Raw genomic sequence first — 21,726 nt, 5'->3', positions numbered from 1 at the left:
ACACCCGGTCCCATTCCGAACCCGGTAGTTAAGCCCTTCTGCGCCGATGGTACTGCACTGGTTACGGTGTGGGAGAGTAGGTCGCCGCCGAACTTTCTTCAAAAGCCCCGAGGGTCGAGCGCCATGAGCGTTCCCCTCGGGGCTTTTTGCTTTGCGGGCACGATCGGTGTCACAAGCCTGATCGCCGCCCGTCCCGGTACCTTCTCTCCCATGCACAACGAGCAACGCGCCGCCCGTCGGTCCGCCGGCGTCGGCAGGACCGCCGACCTCGCGACGAACCCGTTCCGGGTCGACCGCGACCGCGTGGCGAGCTCCCCGTTCTTCGCGAGGCTCGGCGGAGTCACCCAGGTCGTCAGCTCCACCGGCTCCGGCCTGCTCGTGCACAACCGCCTCACCCACAGCCTCAAGGTCGCGCAGGCGGCCCGCGCCATCGCCGAACGACTGACCACCCGCCCCGAGCTCACCGCGGTGCTGGAGAAGCTCGGTGGCTGCGACCCCGACGTCGTGGAGGCCGCCGCCCTTGCCCACGACCTCGGCCACCCGCCGTTCGGTCATCTGGGCGAGCAGGTGCTCGACAGGCTGGCCCGCCACCGGTTCGGGCTGCCCGACGGGTTCGAGGGCAACGCGCAGTCGTTCCGCATCATCACGACCACGGACGTCCGCGGTCCCAAGGCACTCGGCCTCGACCTGACCGTCGCGGTGCGCGCGGCGATGCTGAAGTACCCGTGGACCCGCCACCAGCCTCTCGGGCTTGAGGTGGCGCCCCGTGGCGCGTCCGAGCCCGACGACATGCCGGGCACCGGCAGCTCGAAGTTCTCCGCGTACGTCACGGAGATCAACGACCTGCGGCAGGCGCGCGAGCCGTTCGAGGGGCGCATCGAGTCGTGGCAGCAGACCGTCGAGGCGAGCGTCATGGACACCGCGGACGACATCGCGTACGCGATCCACGACCTGGAGGACTTCCACCGGGTTGGCGTGCTGCAGCACGCGACGGTCGCCGCTGAGCTCGGGACGTGGCAGGCGCAGGCGCTCGATCTCGCCGGGCTGACCGACGCCGAGCTGAGCGCCGAGATCCGCATGCCGGGACGGTCGCTGGAAACCCTGCGCCGGCGCATGCACCTCAAGGACTCCTGGGTGATGAGCGACGAGGCGTTCGCCCTGGCCGTGAGGAAGGTCAGCAAGGAGCTCGTGGACGGGCTGCTGGCCGTGCCGTTCGACGGGTCCGTCGAAGCCGAGCAGGCGGTGGCCGGGTTCAGTGCTCGGTGGACGCGCAGGCTCGTCGACGCGGTCGGTGTGATCGAGGAGCCGACGCCGCGGTCCGGTCACGTGGTGCTGGCGGTCCAGCAGTGGCACGAGGTGCAGGTGTTGAAGTTCGTCCACCGCCGTTTCGTGTTGCTGCGCCCGGATCTGGCGTTGCACCAACGTGGACAGGCGCGGCTGCTCGGCTCGCTGGTGGACGCTTTGGAGCAGTGGGTGACCGACCGCGCGGAGGCGGATCGGTTGCCGCGCAGGCTGCACGACCTCGTGGAGCTGGCCGAAACGGAGTACGCGGCGCTCGCCCGGACGGAGCCGTCCACATTGGTCGGTGCGGCCGGTGACCCGCACATCGGTCCCGACGTGGTCAGGGGACTGGCGCGCGGACGGGCCGTCGTCGACTTCGTCGCGTCCCTCACCGACAACCAGGCGGCCGCTCTGCTGGAAGCACTTTCCGGGCGAACCGGTCAGTTGTGGACTGACGCTTTTGTTCTGTGAAGTGTGATTGTGTCTGCTAAGTGAGAAGTAGCCCAATCGGATGCTGACTGTGATCAGGCAAGCACCATACGTTGGCGCCTCGACCGGGAATCTCCGGTCGCAGGCCGCGTGCTCGGGGGCACGCCAACGTTCGGGGGAGAAACCCTGTGCGCCGATCTCGAAGAGGCACGACGTTAGTCACCGCAGGTACCGCAGTTCTTCTGGCCGCGCTCACCGCCGTCACGCCGGCGTCCGCGGATCCGGGCAAGGCGTCCAAGACCATCAACGACCGTGCCGCAGCGCAGATCGCCGCGCTGCAGAGCATCAAGAAGTCGCTCACCCCTGCTGAGTCCAAAGTGGACAGTGCACTCGTCGTGGAGGCGCGCAAGCGCGTCTCGGCCGCCACGACCAGCGCTCTTCCGCAGGTGCAGACCGGCGTCGCCGTGACGCCGAAGGCCACGACGCTCGTGGACATCCGCGCCAAGCAGTACTCCGAGGACCTGGTCAACGCTGTCCGCGCCGCGGGCGGACAGATCCGGGCCGTGTCCTCCGAGCACCGCACCGTGCGCGCCGAGGTCCCGGTCGCGAAGATCGCCGAGATCGCCGGCCGCTCCGACGTCGCCCGCGTCGAGCCCGGCAGTGACGCGATGACGCAGGACGTCAAGAACAAGCGGGACACCAAGGCCCGCAAGCAGGCTCCGTCCAAAGAGGACAAGGCCGCGGACATCGAGCGCCGCCTGTCGGAGAAGACGCTCTCCGTCCAGGCCGCCAAGGTCGCCGAGAGCGACAAGGCGCACAACGCCGAGGCCGCGCGCGGGTCGTTCCGCGTGACCGGTGTCGGCACGAAGCTCTGCGCGCTGTCGGACGGCGTGAGCTCGCTGGCCGTGTCGCAGGCCTCGGGTGAGCTGCCGGCCGTCGACGTGCTGACGGGTCAGGCGGGCTCCGGTGACGAGGGCACCGCGATGCTCGAGATCCTGCACGACATCGCGCCGAACGCCGAACTCGGCTTCGCCACGGCGTTCAACGGCGACGCGAGCTTCGCGGACAACATCAAGAAGCTGCGCTTCGACCTCGGCTGCGACGTCATCGTCGACGACGTCATCTACTTCAACGAGTCGCCGTTCCAGGACGGCATCATCGCGCGTGCCGTGGACGCGGTCGTCGCCGATGGCGCGCTGTTCTTCTCCAGCGCGGGCAACCAGGGCAACGTCGCGGACGGCACCTCCGGCCACTACGAGGGCCAGTTCGTCGACTCGGGCGTGGGCGTCGGCAAGTTCGCCGGCAGCGCGCACGACTTCAACCCGGACCCGAACCAGAAGCAGCTGTTCAACCCGCTGTCGAACTTCTCCGGTGACACCCCCGTGGTGCTGCACTGGGCCGACCCGCTGGGGCAGTCGGCCAACGACTACGACCTGTACCTGGTCAACGCCCAGGGCAACGTTGTCACCTTCAGCCAGAACAACCAGGACGGCGCCCAGGACCCGTACGAGCGCATCAACACCCCGTCGAGCTCGACGGGCACGCGCCTCGCGGTCGTCCGGTACCGCGGTGACGACAAGTACTTCGCGCTGTCGCTGTTCGGCGGCCGTTTCGCCGACACCAACGACGGCCTGAAGAAGTACGTCACCCCCGGCACCACCCGTGGCCACTCGGCCGCCAAGGGCGCGATCTCGGTCGCGGCCGCACCCGCCGCGGGCGCGCTGCCGTTCGACCTGGAGCCCGGCGACCCGGCCAACCCGAGCGGCCCGTACCCCGGCGCCTTCACCAGCGCGCAGAAGCCGGAGCGCTTCACCTCCGACGGCCCGCGCAAGACGTTCTTCGCGCCGGACGGCACCCCGCTCGCCGAGACCCGGCAGAAGCCGGACATCACCGCGGCCGACGGCGTGACCACGTCGGTGCCGGGCTTCGCGCCGTTCTTCGGCACGTCCGCCTCGGCCCCGAACGCCGCCGCGATCGCCGGCCTGATCCTGTCCGGCAACCCGACGCTGACGCCCGCCGAGGTCAAGGAAGCCCTGACCGCCACGGCGATCGACATCGTCGAGTCCGGTGTGGACAACCGCACCGGCGCCGGCATCGTCATGGCCGACCGCGCCCTCGCCTACACGGGCGCGTCGCCGCAGGCACTTGCCCGCGCGCAGAAGCCGACGGTCGTCAACGACGCCGACGGAAGCGCTTTCCTCAAGCCGGGCACCACCTCCACGGTGACGGTGCCGGTGGCCAACAACGGTGACGGCTCGGCCGCGTCGACCTCGGTCGTGCTGTCGACGACGTCCGCCGGCGTGACCATCGCGCCGCGCTCCAAGTACTACGGCAACATCGACCCGGGCCAGACCGTCAGCAACACCTACAAGGTGACCGTGCCGGCTTCGGCCGGACTCGGTTCGGCGGTCAAGCTCGACGCACGAGTGACCTACTCGGGCGCGACGTCGCCGGGCACCACCTCGTTCACGCTCCGCGTGGGTGAGCCGTCGCGCGAGTTCAAGACCTTCGCGTACACCGGCGCGCCGATCGCCATCCCGGACAACGACCAGACCGGCGTGTCGGTCTCGCTGCCGGTGACCGGTGTCGGCGCGGCGTCGAACCTGAAGTTCTCCGTGGACGGTTCCGCGTGCTCGGCCACCGAGGGTTCGACGACGGTCGGCATCGACCACACGTTCGTCGGTGACCTGGTGGGCACGCTCACCTCGCCGTCGGGCAAGTCCGTGACGCTGTTCTCGCGGGCCGGTGGGACTGGCAACAACATCTGCCAGGCCGTGTTCACCGACGACGCCACGCTGCCGTTCTCGGGTGTGACGAGTGCTCAGGCGCCGTTCACCGGGTCCTGGAAGGCGGGGTCGGCGCTGTCCGCGCTGACGGCTGACCCGGCTGATGGCACCTGGGTGTTCAAGGTTGCCGACGTGGTGGGCACCGACCGCGGTTCGCTGCGCTCGGTGACGCTGCAGGTGGCCGGCTGGGTGTGATGAGCTGAGTTTGTGCGGAAGGCCCCCGGTTGTCGACCGGGGGCCTTTCTCGTTGGGGCGGGTCGGCTTGTGCGGGCTGGTGGCAGGGTTCCACCGGGGTGGTCGCCTTGCCTGCGGACAGCGAAAGGGGCGCCTCCCGAAGCCGGGAAGCGCCCCTCACACGTCTGTTGCAGCGATGCCTAGCGGTTCGGCCACTCCCAGCGGATGCCGAACACACCCGGACCGAACCCGAGTGCCACGGCGTGCACGCCGCCGCCCGAGTCCAGGGTGAGGTTGCGGCGCCGCGAAGGCGTCTCGTCGCCCGCGGGCACGCTGTACTGCTGCACGCGTGACGGCAGGTTCGTCTCGTCGAAGCGGACCTCGATGACGTACTCGCGGACCGGGAGGCGGAACTTGCGCGCGAACGTGTTGTTGCCCTTGGGGGCGTGGCCCTCCGGGAACACCAGCTGGTATTCCATGATGAGGGTCTCGCCCCTGGTCAGGGGACGTTCGAACATCATCTCCGCGACCATGATGTTGGCCTCGTGGTCGCGGGCGATGCGGCCCAGGTGGCAGTTGCGCACGTTCGTGATCTCGGGGAGCACGTCGCTCTCCTCGGTCTCGAACACGAGCGCCCACCGGTCGGGGCCGTCCTGTTCCGCGCGCAGGATCTGCCGCACCCACACTGATTTCTGCCCGCCGTCGGCAGAGATCTCGATGCGGTCGTGCTGGCTGATCCGGCCGAGCTTCAGGTCGGACGACGTGTCGACCTTCGAGAGCAGGTTCGCGACCCGCTCGCGACGCGCCCAGAGGGCGTCGATCGGCATCATCGTCGTCGGGCGGCAGCGGCGGCCTCGCGGACGAGGTGGTCCGAGCAGCGCCGACAGGCCCGACTGAGGCACGCCCAAGACCGACTCGAGGTGCCGCAGCGCCTCCAGTGACTCAGGTCGTTCAGGCCTTCGCCGTCCTGACTGCCAGTAGCTGAGCGTCGCGACGCTGATGGTCACGCCACGCAGTGCCAACCGGTGCTGGATGCGGTCGAGACTGAGTCGGCTCGCCTTGATCGCCGCCCTCAACGCCTCCGGGAACGGTCCCGTCGTCAAGAGCTGCGTAAGGCTGCCGTGACCCGTCGAGTCAGTGTCCTCGACGGTCAGTGTTGGTCGACCGGCAGCAGTCGTCATGGTGACTCCCCGCTGTCATAAGATCACGCCCCAGTGACCCTACCCGCCCGTGAACATCGCTGGTCGGAGCCGGATGGAGTCAATGGTTAATCCATACGGTTGATGAGTTCACGCTTTCGAGACTCATCTGTCAAGCGCAGCGAACCCATCGGTAACTTCTTCGTGCGTTCACCGCCCGTGTCTAGATGGTTCTAGTGTGTGCACGGTGACCAAGTCGGGCGTTCCGAACATCCAGGGCGCTGTTCCCGGCATGTGGGAAGCCGCATGAGTCGGGTCCGGCAGGTTCCCGGTGGGCGGGCGGTCGAGGTCGAACCGGAGCGGGTCGAGGGCTGGATCGGCCGGTTCGCCGACCGGCACGGTGTCGTCGAGATCCACGTCACAGAGAGCCAGGTCGTCGTCTCCGCGCAGGACGGCGCGACGGCTTCTTTCGCCACGCGCGGCGGTACCTCTGTGACAGAGGTGGTCGAGAGGTTGGCAGAGCCGCGGAGGGTCGGACTGGTCCTCGTGCGGCTCGGTGGTCACAGCGTCGGGGTGGCGTTCGGCGGCAAGGTCGAGGTGTCCACCACGGACCGCAAGCAGGTCCACGGCCGCATCCGCGCGGGCGGCTGGTCGCAGCAGCGGTTCGCCCGGCGTCGTGAGGGGCAGGCCAGGGTCGCGCTCCAGGCCGCCGCGGACGACGTCGCCAGGGTGCTCGTCCCTCGGCTCGCCGAACTCGACGGCGTGGTGCTCGGCGGCGACTGGCAGGCGCTCGACGTCCTGCGCAACGACCGCAGGCTCTCGGGCGTCTTCTCGATGGCCGAGGACCGCGTCCTGGACGTGCCCGAACCGCGGCGTTCGGTGCTCGACGAGGCCGCTGAACGGGCCCGATGCGTCGAGATCGTGATCCAGGACACACGGGCAACCGGACGCGGGCCCGGCCGCATGGATACGGGTGAGGGTGCCTGATCCTGGCGCCACTGACCTGCTGGAGCTGCAAGTGCGCAAACGAATGGTGATCGTGGCCGGAGCGGTCGCGCTGGGTGCCGTCGGCATCGCGGTGCCCGCCCTCGCGCTGAGCGGCGGCACGACCGCGCCCCAGCCCACGACCTCGGCTCCGCAGCCGCCCACCTCGATCCAGACCACGCCGCCGAACCCGGTGCCGTCGACCACTCCGGCGGCGACCACGCCGCCCGTGACGGTGGCGCCGGTCCCGTCGACGTCGCCGATCGCGACGACGCCTCCGGCCAGCTACCCGATCGAGACCTCACCCGCGGTCTCCGCGCCGGTCGCGACCACTCCCGCTGTGAAGCCACCGATCGCGACCACTCCCGCGCAGCCCCCGTCGACGTCGCCGGTCGCCACGACGCCGGCCAGGTGAGGAGCCACCGCTGAACTGGGAGGCTGAGTTCACCGACTGCTTCGACCGGTGCGCCGACTCGATGCGCTTCACGGCGTTCCTGCTGTGCGGCAGCTGGCACGAGGCGGAGGACGTCATGCAGTCGGCGTTCTTGAAGCTGTACCTGGCAGGTCCGAAGCTCGCGGACCGGTCGGGGTTGGAGCCGTACCTGCGTCAGATCGTCGTGCGGACGTTCCTCGCCGAACGCCGCAAGGTGCGGTGGCGCAGGGAGAAGCTGACCGACGCACCCCCAGAGGGCCTGTCCTCCGTCCCCGGGACGGAGGACAGGCTCGTGGTGTGGGAGGCGCTCACGGCCGTTCCCGCACGGCAGCGCGCCGTCCTCGTGCTGCGCTTTTGGCACGATCTGAGCGTCGAGGACACGGCGGCGGCGCTGAAGTGCTCGACGGGCACGGTGAAGTCGCAGAGCAGCAAGGGCCTGGAGTCGTTGCGGCGCAGGCTGGGTCCGGAGTTCGATCATCTGAGGCTGGAGGTGTGATGGTTCGCGAGGACGACCTGAGGGCGACTTTCTCCGCTCTGCACCAGGAAGAGGCGCCGCCGCGTGCCGTCACGGCGGCCGACCTGATCCACCGCGGCGAGAAGGTGCGGACCCGGCGGCGCACCATCGCGGTCGTCGGCAGCGGGCTGGCGACAGTGGGTGTCGTGGCGGTGGCGCTCGCCGTGCTGCCGGCCGCGGCCCCTGTGGAGCCCGCGACGCCGGTGCCGTCGCCGACCACCACGACGTCGCCGCTGCCGAGCACCACACCGCCCTCGCCTGTCGCCCCGACGCCGCAGACGTCGGCTCCGGCGCACACCACTCCGCAGTCGACCAAGCTCGTGCCACCCGAGACGCCGCCCTCCAGCGAGCCCGTCGCGACGTCCGCGGGCGCCACGAACGCCCCGCTGGCGTCCACGTCACCGCCGGTGTCGCCCTCGACCTCCCGCTGACCGGCACAATCCGGGTCATGAGCGCTCAGATCCGCCTGGTCGAGATCACCGACGCCAACCGCGACGCCGTGGTCGCCCTGCGCGTGCACCCGGCGCAGGAGCGGTTCGTGGCGTCCGTCGAGAAGTCGTTCCGGGACGCTGAGGAGAACCCCGAGGCGCGACCGTGGTTCCGCGCGGTCTACGACGGTGACACCCCGGTCGGGTTCGTCATGCTGTGCTGGGACCTCGTGCCCGGACCGGGTCTGCTCGGGCCGTACTTCCTGTGGCGGCTGCTCGTCGACGCCGGCCACCAGGGGCGCGGGTTCGGCAGGGCGGTTTTGGACGAGGTCGTGGCCCTGCTGCGGGCGGACGGGGCGACCGAGCTGCTCACCAGCTGCGTGCCGGGTGTGGGGTCGCCCGAGCCGTTCTACCGCGGGTACGGGTTCGTGCCGACGGGGGAGACCGACGAGGACGGCGAGATCGTCCTGCGGCTGGAGCTCGGTTCGCGACCGTGAGCGGGGAGGGCCGCTGGCTCGCCAGGATCGCGGCGAGCGCGAGGGCGAAGCCGGTGAGCTGGATGAGGTCCAGCGTCTGACCGAGCACCACGACGCCGAGCAGCGCGGCGACCATCGGTGACAGCAGGCCGAGCATCGACACGGACGCGACCGGCAGCGTCGTGATCGCGCGGAACCACAGGACGTAGGCGAGCAGGCCGCCGACACCGCCGAGCCACAGGTAGCCGAGCAGCGCGGTGACGCCGATGGCGGGCGGCGCGCCCTCGACCAGGAACGTCACGGGGACGAGGAACACCCCGCCCGCCGTGAGCTGCCAGCCCGCGAACGCCGTCGGGCTCGCTCCCGCTGGCCTGCCCCACTTCTTCGTGAGCGTCACGCCGAGCGCCATCGTCGCCGCGCCGCCCAGCCCCGCCAGCACGCCGACGAGGTCGAAGCCCGCCGCCGGTCCGAGCACCACCAGGCCGACGCCCAGCACCCCGACCACGCCCCAGGCGAGCCGCCACGCGGACGGGCTCTCCTTGAGCACCCCGACGGCCAGCAACGCCACCACGAGCGGCTGTGCGGCGCCCAGGGTGGCCGCGACGCCACCCGGCAGGCGTTCGGCGGCGACGAACAAGAACGGGAAGAACAGGCCGATGTTGAGCACGCCCAGCGCGGCCGCCTTCGCCCACCAGGTGCCCTTCGGCAGCGTCCGGGTGAGCGCCAGCGCGATCAGGCCCGCCGGCAGCGCGCGGACCAGTCCCGCGAACAGCGGGTGGCCCACCGGCAGCAGTTCGGTCGTGACCACGTAGGTCGAGCCCCAGACCACCGGGGCGAAGGCCGCGAGCGCGGTGCGGGAGAGGTCGCCGTTTCTCACGTCCTCCAGTGTTCGGCGGCGCGATCGATGAGTCCAACACATGCTTTTCATCCGATCCATCGTGATTCAAGATGGGTGGAGTGGAGCTCCAGCAGATGCGCTACGTGGTCGCGGTCGCCGAGACCGGCAGTTTCACGAAGGCGGCGCGGCAGTGCCTGGTCGTGCAGTCGGCGTTGAGCCACCAGATCGCGCGCCTCGAACGGTCGCTGGGCGCGCGGCTGTTCGACCGCACCAGCCGCAGCGTCCGGCTGACACCCGCCGGAGAGGCGTTCCTGCCGTCCGCGCGGCAGTGCCTCGACTTCGCCGAACGCGCCGCCGCCGAGGTCGCCGCCGCGGTGGGGGAGGTGCGCGGACGGGTCGTGGTCGGCGTGATCCCGACCGTCGCGGCCGTCGACCTGCCTGCGGCGCTGAAGGTGTTCCGCGAACGGTATCCACAGGTCAGGGTCGCGTTGAGGATGCTGTCGAGCCTCGACATGGTGAAGCAGGTGCGCGAAGGCGGGCTCGACCTCGCGTTCCTCGGGCTGCCGCTCGGCGTGAAACCGGAAGGCGTGCGGGGCCGGGAGCTGGCGCACGACGAGCACGTGGCCGTGCTGGCACCGGATCACGCGCTCGCCCGGCGGTCCGAGGTGACGCTGGAGGCGCTGGCGGGGGAGATGTTCGCCGACTTCCCGGCCGGGTCGCCGGGGCGGGTGCAGTCCGACCAGGCCTTCGACAGGGCAGGGCTGCGGCGCGAGGTGGCGTTCGAGGTGAGCACCGCGGAGCTGATGGCCGGGCTGATCGTGGAGGGGCTCGCGGCGGCCGTGCTGCCGTCGCAGTACGCGCCGCGGCTCAGCGGCGTCGTGACCGTGCCGATCGTGGACGGGCCCGCGCGCGTCGAGCACCTGGTGTGGAGCGCGGCCGGGCTGACCCCGGCCGCGGCCGCGTTCCTCGACGTCCTGGGTGTGGAGCCGGACTAGTCCCTGTCCTGCGCTCTCGCCGAACGAACTCGCAGGACAGGGCCTAACCCGCCGTGCCGGTCGACAGCAGGCCGCCGTCCACCCGCACCGTCTCACCCGTGATCCACGAAGCGCCGTCCGAGCAGAGGAACGCCACGAGAGAGGCGACGTCCTCGGGCGTGCCGAGGCGCTTCATCGGGTACTGCTGCGCCGCCTCCTCCTCGCGGCCGACGTACAGGGCCTCCGCGAACTTCGTCTTCACCACGGCCGGCGCGACGGCGTTCACGCGCACCTTCGGGCCGAGCTGCCACGCCAGTTCCTCGGTCAGGCGGATCAACGCCGCCTTGGACGCGCCGTACGCGCCGATCACGCCCGTGGACCGGATGCCGCCGATGGACGCCACGTTCACCACCGCGCCGCCGTGCTCGCCCATCCACGCCTTCCACGCGAGCTGGATGAACCCGAGCGTCGCCACCACGTTGACGTCGAAGATCTTCCGCACGGCGTTCAGGTCCGCGTCCATCAAAAACCCGTACTGCGGGTTGATGCCCGTGTTGTTCACGAGGACGTCGAGGCTGCCGAACTCCTCGACCGTGCGCGCCACGACCTCCTCGCGGGACGCGTCGTCGCCGGCGTTGCCCTGGATCGGGAGCACGCGACCGCCCGTGTCGGCCTCCAACTGCTTCGCCGCCTCGGTGAGCTGGTCGGCCTTGCGGCCCGTGATCGTGACGGACGCGCCGCGGGACAGGAGCTCGCGTGCGATGCCGTAGCCGATGCCGCGCGACGCGCCGGTGACCAGGGCGGCCCTGCCCGAGAAGTCTTCGCTCATGCCGCGCAATCTATGCGTCCGGCCACACCCGGGAAATTCGATGGTCGTGATCCCGTAGAATGGTTCCCGTGATCCTCCTGGAGTAGGCCGACCCGGACGTGCCATCCCTTGTCATGCCCGGCTTTTCGCAGCTACCCGGAGTTTCTCTTGATCACCGCAACCGACATGGAGTTGCGCGCGGGCTCACGCATTCTCGTGAGCGGCGCCAACCTTCGCGTCCAGCCCGGCGACCGCATCGGCCTCGTGGGCCGCAACGGTGCCGGCAAGACCACCTCTCTCCGCGTTCTCGCCGGTGAGGGCGAGCCGTACGCCGGCGCCATCATGCGCAAGGGCGCGCTCGGCTACCTCCCGCAGGACCCGCGCGAGGGCGACCTGTCCGTCATCGCCAAGGACCGCGTGCTGTCCGCGCGCGGCCTCGACCAGCTGCTCCGCGACATGGAGAAGGCCCAGTCGAAGATGGCCGAGCTGGTCGACCCGGACGAGCTCGACGTCGCCGTCACCAAGTACGGCAAGCTGGAGGAGCGCTTCTCCTCGCTGGGTGGCTACGCCGCCGAGTCCGAGGCCGCGCGCATCTGCTCGAACCTCGGCCTGCCGGACCGCGTTCTCGCGCAGCCGCTCAGCACGCTCTCGGGTGGTCAGCGCCGCCGCGTGGAGCTGGCGCGCATCCTGTTCGCCGCCTCGGAGGCCGGTGTCGGCGCGAAGTCGAGCACGATCCTGCTGATCGACGAGCCGACGAACCACCTCGACGCCGACTCGATCACGTGGCTGCGCGGCTTCCTCAAGTCGCACGACGGCGGCCTCGTCGTGATCTCCCACGACGTCGAGCTGCTCGACGACGTCGTGAACAAGGTGTGGTTCCTCGACGCCATTCGCGGCGAGGTCGACATCTACAACCTCGGCTGGAAGAAGTACCTCGAAGCCCGTGCGACGGACGAGAAGCGCCGTCGCCGTGAGCGCGCCAACGCCGAGAAGAAGGCCGGCGCGCTGATGACGCAGGCCGCCAAGATGGGCGCGAAGGCCACGAAGGCCGTTGCGGCGCAGAACATGGCGAAGCGCGCGCAGAAGCTGCTCGATGGGCTCGACGACGTGCGCCAGAGCGACAAGGTCGCGCGGATCAGCTTCCCGGCGCCCGCCTCGTGCGGCAAGACCCCTTTGATGGCAGAGGGTCTGAGCAAGTCCTACGGCTCGCTGGAGATCTTCACCGGCGTGGACCTGGCCATCGACAAGGGTTCCCGCGTCGTCGTGCTCGGTTTCAACGGCGCAGGCAAGACGACGCTGCTGCGGTTGCTGGGCGGCAGCGAGAAGATGGACGCGGGCAAGATCGTGCCCGGTCACGGCCTGAAGATCGGCTACTTCGCGCAGGAGCACGAGACGCTCGACCACAACGCGTCGGTGTGGGAGAACATCCGCCACATGGCGCCGGACGAGCAGGAGCAGCGGCTGCGGTCGTTGCTCGGCACGTTCCTGTTCAGCGGCGAGCAGCTCGACCAGCCCGCGGGCACGTTGTCCGGTGGCGAGAAGACGCGACTGGCGCTGGCCGGACTGGTGTCGTCGGCGGCGAACGTGCTGCTGCTCGACGAGCCGACGAACAACCTCGACCCGGCCTCGCGCGAGCAGGTTCTCGACGCGTTGCGGCGCTACGAGGGCGCTGTCGTCCTCGTGACGCACGACCCCGGAGCGGTCGAGGCGCTGGAGCCCGAGAGGGTCATCCTGCTGCCCGACGGCACCGAGGACCACTGGTCCGAGGACTACCTCGACCTCGTCCAGCTGGCGTGATCTCCACCCCTCAAAGGACTACCGAGCGCGTTCTGTGATCAACTGAGTGTGATCGAATCGACCGTTCGGCGATCTCTTTGCTTGATCACCTGGCGTTCTGCCGGTTCCTGTTCGATCATTGCGACGACAGGGGCCGTGCAACGGCCCACCTGCTCGTACGGAAGGCGGGACAAGGTGGCTGACCTGAAGAAGGGTGCCCGGATCACCGGCGCCACGCGGGACAAGCTGGCCGCTGACCTGAAGAAGAAGTACGAAAAGGGCGCGAGCATCCGGGCTTTGGCCGAGAGCACCGGGCGTTCCTACGGCTTCGTGCACCGGGTTCTGTCGGAATCCGGGGTCACGCTGCGCGGTCGCGGTGGCGCCACCCGGACGAAGAAGAAGTAGCCCGAACCCAGACTGCTACTCTCCGGTAACTAGCTTCTAGTCGCCGGAGGTAACGACCATGCCAGTGCCTTCCATCGACGCTGGCGTGCTCGAGCGCGGTGGCGTTCGGCTCGCGATCTCCGGGCCGCGCGCGACCATCACGCTCGATCGTCCCGACGTGCTCAACGCGCAGACGCCGGCCACGTGGCAGGCGTTGCGGCACATCGGCGAACAGCTGGACCCGGACGTCCGAGTGGTGGTCGTCCGGGGCTCTGGCCGCGCCTTCTCGGCGGGGCTGGACCGGCGCATGTTCACCGGTGAGCCCGTCGACGGCGAGCCCGGCGGTCTCGGTGCGCTCCTGGCACTGCCTCCCGAGGAGGCGGACGCCCGGATCGCGTCGTACCAGGCCGGGTTCACCTGGCTGCGCGACCCGGCACGCGTGACGATCGCCGCGGTGCAAGGGCATGCCATCGGCGCGGGATTCCAGCTGGCACTGGCGTGCGACTTCCGCGTGCTCACCGAGGACGCGCAGTTCTGCATGGCCGAGACCGGGCTGGGACTCGTGCCCGACCTCGGCGGCACGCTGCCGTTGGTGCGTCTCGTGGGGTACTCGCGCGCGGCCGAGATGTGCGTGACCTCCCGCCGGGTCCCGGCGGAGGAGTCGCTGCGGATCGGCCTCGCGAACTCCGTCGTGCCCGCTGCCGGGCTGAACGAGGCCGTCGAGGCGCTGGTGGCCGCCGTTCTGAAGCCGGCGGCCGGTGCCGTCTCGGAGACGCTCGCGCTGATCGCGGCCGCTGCCGAGGCGCCGATGGCGGAGGCCCAGCTCGCGCTGGAGCGCGCCGCCCAGCTGCGCCGGCTGCAGTCGTTCGCGGCCCTGTCCGCTCAAAGCTGAACCCTGCCTGGTTCCTAGCCGCCCGCGACGGAATTGTCAGACCGCTGTGCTGTTCTTATCAGCGTGGACGGATACAGCTCTTGGCGATTCATGATGGGGGTGACCTCGGACGCGCCCGACAAGGTGCGCCGCGGCACCTTCCGGCGCGTGCTGGCGTTCGCCCGGCCCCATCGGGCGAAGCTGCTCGTGTTCCTGCTGCTCACGGTGGTCTCGTCGGTGCTCGCGGTGTCGACGCCGCTGCTCGCCGGCAGGGTGGTCGACGCGATCGTCGGCGGCTCCGTGCCGTCCGTCGTGGTGTGGCTGGCGGTGGCGATCGCCGCGATCGCCGTGCTCGACGCCGGCCTGGGCGTGGTCGAGCGATGGCAGTCGACCCGCATCGGTGAGGGTCTGATCTACGACCTGCGTCGCGCCGTGTTCGGCCACGTGCAGAAGATGCCCGTCGCGTTCTTCACACGCACACGTACCGGAGCGCTCGTCTCGCGCCTGAACAACGACGTGATCGGCGCCCAGCGCGCGTTCACCTCGACGTTGTCCGGCTTCGTCACGAACATCATCCAGCTGGTGCTGTCGCTGGGGGTCATGTTCACCCTGTCGTGGCAGGTCACCGCACTGGCCCTGGTCCTGCTGCCGGTCTTCGTGCTGCCCGCCAAGCGCATGGGCCGCCGCATGGCGGACATGCAGCGCGAGGCCTCGACCCTGAACGCGTCGATGGTCACGCAGTCGACCGAGCGCTTCTCGGCACCGGGCGCGACCCTGGTGAAGCTCTTCGGCCGTCCCGCCCGCGAGGAGCAGGAGTTCTCGGAGAAGGCCGCGAAGGTCCGCGACATCGGCATCCGGACCGCGATGGCCACCCGCTGGTTCATGACGGGCCTGACCCTGGTGTCGGCCCTGGCGCAGGCGCTGGTCTACGGCCTGGGCGGCTACCTGGCGCTGACCGGCCACCTGGCAGCGGGTGCCGTGGTGTCGCTCGCGCTGCTGCTGACCCGCCTCTACGCACCGCTGACGGCTCTCGCCAACGCTCGCGTCGACCTGATGACGGCACTGGTGTCGTTCGAGCGCGTCTTCGAGGTGCTGGACCTCGACCCGATGATCAAGGAGAAGCCGGACGCCGCGCCCGTGCCGTCAGGGCCCGTCTCGGTGGAGTTCTCCGACGTGCGCTTCGCCTACCCGTCCGCGGACAAGGTGTCGCTCGCCTCGCTGGAGTCCGTGGCCACTTTGGACACTCGCGGCGGCGAGGAAGTGCTGCACGGAGTCAGTTTCAAGGCCGAGGCCGGCCAGCTCGTGGCTCTGGTGGGGTCGTCGGGTGCCGGCAAGTCGACGCTCGCCTCGCTCGTGCCCCGGCTCTACGACGTTGACTCAGGAGCCGTGCTTCTGTCCGGTGTGGACGTTCGCGACCTGAGCTTCGATGCACTGCGCGCCTCCGTCGGCGTGGTCACCCAGGACGGGCACCTGTTCCACGACACGATCCGGGCGAACCTGGAGTACGCGGCACCCGGCGCGAGTGACGACGAGCTGTGGGACTCGTTGCGGCGGGCGCGGCTGCTGGATCTGGTGACGTCGCTGCCGGACCAGCTCGACACCGTGGTCGGGGAGCGCGGGTACCGGCTGTCCGGCGGGGAACGGCAGCGGCTCACGATCGCCCGGCTGCTGCTGGCCAAGCCTCGGGTGGTGATCCTGGACGAGGCGACCGCGCACCTGGACTCGGAGTCCGAGGCCGCCGTGCAGGAGGCTCTGACCGAGGCCTTGCAGGGGCGGACCTCGCTGGTGATCGCTCACCGGTTGTCGACGATCCGGGCCGCTGACCAGATTCTGGTGCTGGAGCACGGGGAGATCGTGGAGAGGGGAACGCACACCGAGTTGATGGCTGCTGAGGGCCGGTACGCGGATCTCTACAACACCCAGTTCGCCGAGCCGCCCGTGGTCGGGGTGGTGCGGACACCTCGGTTCAGTTCGCGGGTCGAGGTGCCCCAGACGAATTGAGTCGGCGGGGGTTTGCTGGGGTCGGCCGCCTGGCGAGGTGGCGCCGGCTCCAGCGAAGGGGCGCCTGAATGCTGTGACCTGGGCGCCTCAGCACCCCGCCTTCCCGACACGCCCCGCATCCGGCGCCTATCCCGCCCCTGCGTCGTGCTGCCCTGCCCCGCGCTAGCCGCCCCACCCCGCATCCGGCGCCTGTCCCGCCATCCCGCCCCGCGTCGTGCTGCCCTACCCCGCGCTAGCCGCCCCACCCAGGCTTCGCCCCACTCCTCTCGTCTCGCCGCGACCGCGCGGTGGACCCCACCCAGCCGATCGGTTGGTTCGCGGGTCATCCGGTCGGCCGGGTCATCGGCTGATGTCCCACCGGGTCCGATCCGCGACGGTGGAACCACCAACGCGGAAGGGAACGAGATGAGCAACTCCGGGGGCGGGCGCGTCAGTCGGCGGGCGCTGTTGGCTGGTGCCGGTGCGCTGGCGGGCGGGGCGGTTGTGCAGGGACGGGCCGAGGCCTTAGGGCGTGGGGCCGCAGGGGGTGGGGCGGCGGCTGTGCGGATTCCGCCTGGGGACGTCCGGTACGAGAACCTGGTGCGGGGGAACAACTTCCGGTTCGTCGGGCGGCCCGACGAGATTCGGGTGGCTTCGACGACCGACCAGGTCGTGCGTGCCGTGGATGACGCGGTTCGAGGTGGGCGGCGGGTTGCCGTGCGCAGTGGCGGGCACTGCTTCGAGAACTTCACGGCCGCACCTGAGGTTCGGACGCTGGTCGATCTGTCCGGGTTGGACGAGGTCGGGTTCGACGCGGGCAGGAAGGCCTTCGTGGTGGAGCCCGGGGCGACGCTGGGACAGGTCTACAAGGCTCTTTGTGCCGGGTGGGGGGTCACCGTTCCCGGCGGTGGGTGTCCTGAGGTGGGGGCCGGTGGGCACATCGCCGGGGGTGGCTACGGGCCCCTGTCCCGGCGGTACGGGGCCGTGGTGGATCACCTGTACGGGGTCGAGGTGGTCGTGGTCGGGAAGGACGGCAGGGCTCGGGCCGTGGTCGCCACGCGGGAGGCCGGGGATCCGCACCGCGAGTTGTGGTGGGCGCACACCGGGGGTGGCGGTGGGAACTTCGGGGTGGTGACGAAGTACTGGTTGCGGTCGCCTGGGGACAAGGCGGTGTTGCCGGCGATGCCCCGGAACATGGTGCAGCACGTGGTCTTCTGGGACTGGGGGCAGTTCACCGAGGAGAAGCTCGCCGGGTTGGTGCGCAACTTCGGGGTGTGGCACGAGCGGCACAGTGCGCCGGGGGCTGCGGAGACCGGGCTCTACGGGGTGCTTGAGGTCAAGCACCAGGCCGGTGGGGTGGTGATGTTGTCGGTGCAGGCCGATGCGGACCTGCCGGGCGTCGGCGCGATGGTGGACGCGTTCGTCGCGGCGGTGTCCGAGGGGCTGACGCCCGTGTTCGAGTTGCGCAAGACGGTGCCGTGGTTGCACAAGATGACGTGGCCGGGCACTGGGGAGCCCGGTGATGTGCTGACGCGGCGGTACAAGATCAAGGCCGGGTACCTGCGCCGGGCGTTCACGGTGGAGCAGTGCAAGGCCTTGTGGCGCAACCTCACTGGTCCGAACGGGGCGCAGGGGAGCGTGTTGCTGATCGGGTACGGCGGGCAGGCGAACGCGGTGGCGCCGCACGAGACGGCGATCGCGAACCGGGACGTGGTGATGAAGGCGGTCTACCAGTCGGTGTGGAGTGAGGAGCAGGAGGACGCGGCGAACCTCGCTTGGGTGCGTGAACTTTATCGGGACGTGTATGCCGCAACGGGTGGTGTGCCTGTGCCCAACGAGGTCAACGACGGTTCCTACATCAACTACGCCGACGCCGACCTCGCGGATCCTGCCTGGAACACGTCGGGGGTGTCCGCGCAACGCCTGTACTACAAGGACAACTACCCGCGGCTGCAGCGGATCAAGGCGAAGTACGACCCGCACAACGTGTTCAGGCACGCCCTGTCGATCGAACCTGGTTAGTGGTGTGGATTGCGCCGCCGACGTCGCGTGACACACCACTAGGCTCACGCACGGGGGAGGAACGCTGATGAGCATTCCGGGAGCGCGGTGGCCGTACGTCCTGCTGGCGTTGCTGGCCGCCGCCACATTTCTCGACCGACGACCGGAGCCCGCAGAGCTCGTGCTGTGCGTGTGCACGGCCGCGTGGCTGGCGGTGGGCACCACGACGAAAGCGGTGCGGCCGTGGGTGTCCGCGGTCGGGCTGACCGTGCTCACGGGAGCGTTGGTGGTGCTCAACCCGTTGTTCGGGTTCCTCACCCCGGTGCCGTACTACTACACGTTCCTGGCGATTCCCTTTCCGTGGCAACCGGTCGGGGTGGCGGCGGTCGCGGCGGTGGCGGGTACGGCGCAGTCGTACGCGATCGACAAGTCCACGGTCGGAGGGGTCGCCATCTGGGTCGCGGTGATGGCGGGCAACGCCGTGCCGATGGTCGCGTACGCCTTCGTCGCGCGCCGGGCCGAGCAGCAGGAGGCGGAACGGGAGCAGGCGCTCGCCCAGGCCCGTGAAGCGAACCGGAGGCTCGCGGAGTCGTTGGCGGAGAACGAGGTCCTGCAGGAACAGCTCGTGGTGCGGGCACGGGAGGCCGGTGTGCGCGACGAACGCCAGCGGATGGCTCGCGAGATCCACGACACGCTCGCGCAGGGGCTCACCGGCATCATCAGCCAGCTCCGCGCGGCCGACGAGACGACCTGGCCCCGGCACGTCGCCGCCGCCACCGAGCTCGCCAGGGAGAGTCTCGACGAGACGCGGCGGTCGGTGAAGGCACTGCGTCCCGAACCGTTGCGCACCAAGCGGTTGATCGAGGCGGTGCGGCAGGTCGCGGAGAGGTGGTCGGCGCTGCACGACGTCCAGGTGCGGGTCGTCACCACCGGCGAGGCGCGGCTGATCGCGCCGGAGGCCGAGGTCGCGCTGCTCAGGGCCGCTCAGGAGGCGCTGGCGAACGTCGCGCGGCACGCGCGGGCCAGCCGGGTCGGCGTCACGGTGTCCTATCTGGAGAACGAGGTGGCGCTGGACGTGCGCGACGACGGGTGCGGGTTCGAGACGAGCACGGCGGACGGGTTCGGGCTCGAAGCGATGAGGCAGCGGATCGAGGGACTGGCGGGCACCGTGCAGGTCGAGTCGGAAATCGGTGCGGGCACCGGGGTGTCCGCCCGCGTGCCGGTGGAGGCGAGAGCGTGATCAAGGTCCTGGTCGTCGACGACCACCCGGTGGTCAGGGACGGGCTCACGAGCCTGTTCGCCCAGGACCCCGGTTTCGAGGTGGTCGGGGAGGCGGGTGACGGCGCCGAGGCGGTGCGGCTCGCGAAGGCCCTCAAGCCCGACGTCGTGCTGATGGACCTGCGCATGCCGGGCACGGACGGCCTGGCCGCCACCAGGGAGCTGGCCGGCACCGCGCAGGTGCTCGTGCTGACCACGTACGACAACGACAACGACGTGGTGTCGGCGATCGAGGCGGGCGCCACCGGCTACCTGCTCAAGGACGCTCCGCGCGACGAGCTCGTGCGCGCTGTCAGGGCCACCGCGCGGGGTGAGGCGGTGCTAGCGCCTGCCGCGGCGGCGTTGCTGATGAAACGGGTGCGCACCGAGGCGGCCGCGGTGCTCAGCCCGCGCGAGCTGGAGGTGCTGAGGTTCGTCGCCGGCGGGGCGACGAACCGCGACGTGGCCAAGGGACTGTTCATCACCGAGGCCACCGTCAAGTCACACCTGCTCAACATCTACGCCAAGCTGGAGGTGAGCGACCGGGCGGCCGCCGTCACCGAGGCGTTCCACCGCGGGCTGATCGTGCCGCGCGAGAACCGCTGATCACCGCAGGAACGCGGCCGTCGCGTTCAGCGCGCTGGCCGACGACCCTGCCTTCTCCACGACCACCGCGAACGCCACGTTGCCCTGGTAGCCCACGAACCAGCCGTGCTCGTCGCCGCCACCTGCCTCCGCCGTGCCGGTCTTCCCCGCCAGGCCGGGGATTGCGGCGAGCTGCTTGGCGGTTCCGGAGGTGACGACCTCGCGCATCATGGCCCGCAACGGCGCCAGCACCGCCGCCGGAGGGCCCGCCGCGACGTCGTTCGGTTCGGAGGGCTTGCCGCGCAACAGAGTCGGCGCCGGGGTCTTGCCGGAGACGACGGTGGCGGCGACCAGCGCCATGCCGAACGGGCTGGCCACCACGTTGCCCTGCCCGAAGCTGTTCTCCACCCGCTGGTCCCCGGTGGCGGGCGGCACCTTGCCGGTGTTCGTGTCCGCGCCGGGCACGGTCCAGTCGGCGCCCAGGCCGAAGCGCTTCGCCATGTCCGGCAGGGCGTTCGGGTCGAGCTTGGAGCCCAGGTCGCCGAACGTCGTGTTGCAGGACAGCGCGAACGCCGTGTGGAACGGCACGCTGTCGTGGCCGAAGCCCGCGTTGCTGATCGTGCGGGTGCCGATGGTGGCCTTGGCGGGGCACGCAACGGCGGTGTTCGCCTGCACGAGCCCCGCGTTCATGGCCGCCGCCGCGGTGACGATCTTCATCGTCGAGCCGGGGGCGTACCGGCCGACGAACGGGTTGGTGCCGCTCAACGCCTTGTTCTGCGCCACGGCCAGCACCTCGCTGGTGGACGCCTCGATCGCGACGATCGACGCACCCTGTGGGAGCGCGTCCACCGCCGCCTGGGCCGCAGCCTGACGGGCCGGGTCGATGGTGACGGTGATCTTCTCGCCACCCTCCGCCGCCTTGCCGTCGAGCTTCGTGAACGCGCCGCCCGCGGTGATGCCGACCTCCCAGCCGTCGGTGCCCTTCACGTCGCCGACCACACCGGTGATCGTCTTGTGCAGGCCGTCCGGGATCGTGCCCTGCACCAACGGCTTGCCGTCGCGGCCGAGCAGCGCACCGTCCGCCAGCGCCTTGCGGTAGGTGAGGGAGGCGCCCTCGGTGAGCTGCGGGTGGACGAGCGCGGGGGTCCAGTGGACCTTCCACGAGCCGCCCGCGCGCGTCATCGGCACCTTGATCTCGTACTTCAGCACCGCGGAGCCCGGCATCGTCCACGTGACGGCCGCGGTGAGCTCGGTGGCGGTGGCGTCAGGCGCCGGCGGTTCGGATCTCGCGACGGTGGCCTGGTACGCGGAGGTGCCCATGCCGGTCCTGGTGGCTTCGAGGGCCGCCGACGCCGCTTCCGGCGCGTCGGTGAAGACGGCGGCGCTGGCGGGTCCCGAGAACGCCCTGGTCAGGAACGAGCTCGCGACCTGGGTCGGAGTCTCGGCCGGCTTCGGCGGTTCGTCGGCGACCACCGTGGTCCTGCTGCCCGACCACAGCAGAACGCCCGCCACTGCGACGACGGCCGTCGTGACGAGCGCTCCGCTGACCAAGATCCATCTACGGGTCTTCTGTTCCACTGCAAGTCCCCCCAGACAAGTGCTTCCCCG

18 protein-coding genes, 1 rRNA gene and 1 pseudogene are annotated in these 21,726 nt (G+C 70.3%); 16 read left to right on the top strand and 4 right to left on the bottom strand.

The features are described 5' to 3' along the window. The 3 genes from rrf to ACFWN2_RS44525 all read left to right on the top strand — a co-directional run. Positions 1–93: ribosomal RNA gene (rrf, locus tag ACFWN2_RS44535) — 5S ribosomal RNA — on the top strand; the annotation flags it as partial. A 117-nt stretch (positions 94–210) separates the two neighbouring features. After that, entirely contained in the window at positions 211–1,752 is a 1,542-nt protein-coding gene (locus ACFWN2_RS44530; RefSeq protein WP_382436755.1) for a deoxyguanosinetriphosphate triphosphohydrolase family protein, read from the top strand. Between the two features lie 146 nt (positions 1,753–1,898). Next, positions 1,899–4,691: a S8 family serine peptidase gene (locus tag ACFWN2_RS44525; RefSeq protein WP_382436754.1), complete on the top strand. Its 2,793-nt coding sequence runs from the start codon at positions 1,899–1,901 to the stop codon at positions 4,689–4,691. Positions 4,692–4,870: 179 nt separating this feature from the next. Here ACFWN2_RS44525 and ACFWN2_RS44520 read toward each other — a convergent pair whose 3' ends face one another. Continuing rightward, positions 4,871–5,773: a helix-turn-helix transcriptional regulator gene (locus tag ACFWN2_RS44520; RefSeq protein WP_245822512.1), complete on the bottom strand. Its 903-nt coding sequence runs from the start codon at positions 5,771–5,773 to the stop codon at positions 4,871–4,873. A 342-nt stretch (positions 5,774–6,115) separates the two neighbouring features. Between ACFWN2_RS44520 and ACFWN2_RS44515 the strand changes: the two genes are divergently transcribed. The 5 genes and pseudogenes from ACFWN2_RS44515 to ACFWN2_RS44495 all read left to right on the top strand — a co-directional run. Further along, positions 6,116–6,796 carry an acVLRF1 family peptidyl-tRNA hydrolase gene (locus tag ACFWN2_RS44515; RefSeq protein ID WP_382436753.1) on the top strand — a complete coding sequence of 227 codons (681 nt, stop codon included), beginning with the start codon at positions 6,116–6,118 and terminating at the stop codon, positions 6,794–6,796. 31 nt (positions 6,797–6,827) lie between these two features. Beyond that, positions 6,828–7,208 carry a hypothetical protein gene (locus tag ACFWN2_RS44510; protein ID WP_382436752.1) on the top strand — a complete coding sequence of 127 codons (381 nt, stop codon included), beginning with the start codon at positions 6,828–6,830 and terminating at the stop codon, positions 7,206–7,208. Between the two features lie 10 nt (positions 7,209–7,218). Next, positions 7,219–7,722, top strand: a complete 504-nt coding sequence (locus ACFWN2_RS44505) for a SigE family RNA polymerase sigma factor (RefSeq protein ID WP_382436759.1) — start codon at positions 7,219–7,221, stop codon at positions 7,720–7,722. Next, complete coding sequence (locus ACFWN2_RS44500) at positions 7,722–8,171, top strand: hypothetical protein (RefSeq protein ID WP_382436751.1); 450 nt, start codon at positions 7,722–7,724, stop codon at positions 8,169–8,171. Before ACFWN2_RS44505 ends, ACFWN2_RS44500 begins: the two co-directional genes overlap by 1 nt. 17 nt (positions 8,172–8,188) lie before the next feature. After that, positions 8,189–8,539 (top strand): annotated as a pseudogene (locus tag ACFWN2_RS44495) (GNAT family N-acetyltransferase); the annotation flags it as partial. On the opposite strand, the gene ACFWN2_RS44490 reads toward ACFWN2_RS44495, so the two are convergent. Continuing rightward, positions 8,538–9,563: an EamA family transporter gene (locus tag ACFWN2_RS44490; protein WP_382436758.1), complete on the bottom strand. Its 1,026-nt coding sequence runs from the start codon at positions 9,561–9,563 to the stop codon at positions 8,538–8,540. The pseudogene ACFWN2_RS44495 and the gene ACFWN2_RS44490 overlap by 2 nt on opposite strands. 38 nt (positions 9,564–9,601) lie before the next feature. Between ACFWN2_RS44490 and ACFWN2_RS44485 the strand changes: the two genes are divergently transcribed. After that, on the top strand, positions 9,602–10,477 hold the full coding sequence (locus ACFWN2_RS44485) for a LysR substrate-binding domain-containing protein (protein WP_382436757.1): 876 nt from the start codon (positions 9,602–9,604) through the stop codon (positions 10,475–10,477). A gap of 43 nt (positions 10,478–10,520) precedes the next feature. Here the strand turns inward: ACFWN2_RS44485 and ACFWN2_RS44480 are convergent, their stop codons facing one another. Next, entirely contained in the window at positions 10,521–11,285 is a 765-nt protein-coding gene (locus ACFWN2_RS44480) for an SDR family oxidoreductase (protein ID WP_382436750.1), read from the bottom strand. Between the two features lie 147 nt (positions 11,286–11,432). On the opposite strand from ACFWN2_RS44480, the gene ACFWN2_RS44475 reads away from it, so the two are divergent. The 7 genes from ACFWN2_RS44475 to ACFWN2_RS44445 all read left to right on the top strand — a co-directional run bounded on the left by ACFWN2_RS44475 (position 11,433) and on the right by ACFWN2_RS44445 (position 20,139). Further along, positions 11,433–13,061 carry an ABC-F family ATP-binding cassette domain-containing protein gene (locus ACFWN2_RS44475; protein ID WP_382436749.1) on the top strand — a complete coding sequence of 543 codons (1,629 nt, stop codon included), beginning with the start codon at positions 11,433–11,435 and terminating at the stop codon, positions 13,059–13,061. A 174-nt stretch (positions 13,062–13,235) separates the two neighbouring features. Then, a complete protein-coding gene (locus ACFWN2_RS44470; protein ID WP_030473247.1) occupies positions 13,236–13,445 on the top strand; it encodes a helix-turn-helix domain-containing protein in 210 nt (69 codons plus the stop codon). Between the two features lie 58 nt (positions 13,446–13,503). Further along, positions 13,504–14,316 (top strand): enoyl-CoA hydratase/isomerase family protein, encoded by an 813-nt coding sequence (locus tag ACFWN2_RS44465; RefSeq protein ID WP_382436748.1) that lies wholly within the window; start codon positions 13,504–13,506, stop codon positions 14,314–14,316. Positions 14,317–14,415: 99 nt separating this feature from the next. Next, the gene (locus ACFWN2_RS44460; protein ID WP_382436747.1) at positions 14,416–16,296 is read left to right on the top strand and encodes an ABC transporter ATP-binding protein; all 1,881 of its coding nucleotides are present in this window, start codon (positions 14,416–14,418) and stop codon (positions 16,294–16,296) included. Positions 16,297–16,836: 540 nt separating this feature from the next. Beyond that, positions 16,837–18,297 (top strand): FAD-binding oxidoreductase, encoded by a 1,461-nt coding sequence (locus tag ACFWN2_RS44455; RefSeq protein ID WP_382436746.1) that lies wholly within the window; start codon positions 16,837–16,839, stop codon positions 18,295–18,297. Positions 18,298–18,364: 67 nt separating this feature from the next. Beyond that, positions 18,365–19,516, top strand: a complete 1,152-nt coding sequence (locus tag ACFWN2_RS44450; RefSeq protein WP_382436745.1) for a sensor histidine kinase — start codon at positions 18,365–18,367, stop codon at positions 19,514–19,516. Continuing rightward, a complete protein-coding gene (locus ACFWN2_RS44445) occupies positions 19,513–20,139 on the top strand; it encodes a response regulator (RefSeq protein WP_382436744.1) in 627 nt (208 codons plus the stop codon). Before ACFWN2_RS44450 ends, ACFWN2_RS44445 begins: the two co-directional genes overlap by 4 nt. Here ACFWN2_RS44445 and ACFWN2_RS44440 read toward each other — a convergent pair whose 3' ends face one another. Further along, the gene (locus ACFWN2_RS44440) at positions 20,140–21,669 is read right to left on the bottom strand and encodes a penicillin-binding transpeptidase domain-containing protein (RefSeq protein WP_382436743.1); all 1,530 of its coding nucleotides are present in this window, start codon (positions 21,667–21,669) and stop codon (positions 20,140–20,142) included. Between the last annotated feature and the right edge of the window lie 57 nt (positions 21,670–21,726).

The organism is Lentzea sp. NPDC058436 (assembly GCF_042721515.1).
Taxonomy (GTDB): domain Bacteria; phylum Actinomycetota; class Actinomycetes; order Mycobacteriales; family Pseudonocardiaceae; genus Lentzea.
The sequence above is the reverse complement of the archived record's forward strand: the minus strand, read 5'-3'. Positions and strand labels throughout refer to the sequence as shown.